Here is a 1,490-nt window from a genome sequence, read left to right as displayed (position 1 = left end):
ATTATGAAACTTGCAAAAAAATGGTACTCGCTGACTGTTGTCCTTCCACTAACACTAGGTACTGCCAGCGCCTTTGCTTTTGGTGGCGGTAAAGGCCATCACAAAGGGCCATGGATGGCGAATGTGGCATGGGATGGACGCGGACATGATGCGTCAATTGGACCTGACCGATGCGCAGAAAGAGCAGTTGGATGCGATGCGTGGCAGCACGTGCACAATGAAAGAGATGCATCAAGGCAATTTCGCAGCGAATCAAGCAGAGCGCCAAGCACAGCATGCCAAAGTACAAGCACTGTTATTGGCGGACAACTTCGATCAAGCCACTGCCAATGAACTGGCAAAACAGATGGCGGAGAAACAGGCAGAGCGCCGTGTGAAAATGCTGGAAAAACAACATCAAATGTTGAGCATTTTGACTCCAGAGCAAAAAGCGAAATTTGATTGAACTGCAAAAACCGAGCGCATGCAGGAGTGTGGCGACAAAATGCAAAAACGCATGGAAAAGCACGCGAAAAACTGATCATGAGCGTTATCCACTGACTTGAGCAAAAAGGCGATCTTCGGATCGCCTTAAATGTATCGATACTTCATCATGGTTTGGCGCGTTATACTGCGGCTATGGCTTTTTCATTGAATGATTATGAAACACCAATATGCACGTTTAGTGACAGATGGCTGCTTGGACGGCAACCGCAGTCGCAACTCGTACTTCTCCTACGTTAAAATAGTGGCTTGGTGGGTGACCGGCTTCCGTGAGCTTCACTTGCCTCGCTGATCGATTCATTCCTCGATATTGCGGCGTCTGTCGTCAACTTAGTTGTGGTGCGTTATGCGCTGCAACCTGCCGATGAGGACACACTTGGTCATGGCAAAGCGGAATCTTTAGCCGCATTGGCTCAAGCGATGTTTATTTCAGGCTCTGCGGTCTTTTTGATCCTCAACGGTATTGATCGCTTCTTCCGTCCCCATGAGTTGAATTCKSCCGAGTATGGCGTTTATGTCAGTTTGTTTGCCATGGTGGTGACATTCGCTTTGGTCACATTCCAAAAGCACGTAGTAAGAAAGACGGGTAGCCAAGCCATTGCAGCCGATTCTCTGCATTATCAAAGCGACTTGTTCATGAACGCGGCCATTATGGTGGCGTTGGGGCTTAGCTATTATGGGATTGGCCAAGCGGACGCAGTATTTGCGGTGGGCATCGGTCTGTTTATTTTATACAGCGCATTCAAAATGGTAACGGAAGCGATTCAAACCTTGCTTGATCGCAAATTGCCCGATGAAGAGCTAGAACAAATTCGCTGCGAATGTTTGGCAGTGGAAAATGTTCTGGGGGTGCATCAACTGCGCACCAGAATGTCSGGGCCGACGCGTTTTATTCAGCTTCATCTTGAATTGGATGACAATTTGCCTTTGATCAAAGCGCATCAAATCGCTGACGAAGTGGAAGAAAGATTGCTGGCGTGTTTCCCTGAGGCTGATATTTTGATTCA

Annotated in this window: 2 pseudogenes; both read left to right on the top strand. The window is 47.9% G+C overall.

From position 1 onward, the window contains the following. The first annotated feature begins 3 nt into the window (after window positions 1-3). Window positions 4-520 (top strand): annotated as a pseudogene (locus CIK04_RS25595) (CpxP family protein). Window positions 521-671: 151 nt separating this feature from the next. After that, window positions 672-1,490: pseudogene (gene fieF, locus CIK04_RS25590) on the top strand (CDF family cation-efflux transporter FieF); the annotation flags it as partial.

The sequence above is a fragment of the Vibrio sp. 03_296 genome, assembly GCF_002265885.1.
The sequence above is the reverse complement of the archived record's forward strand: the minus strand, read 5'-3'. Positions and strand labels throughout refer to the sequence as shown.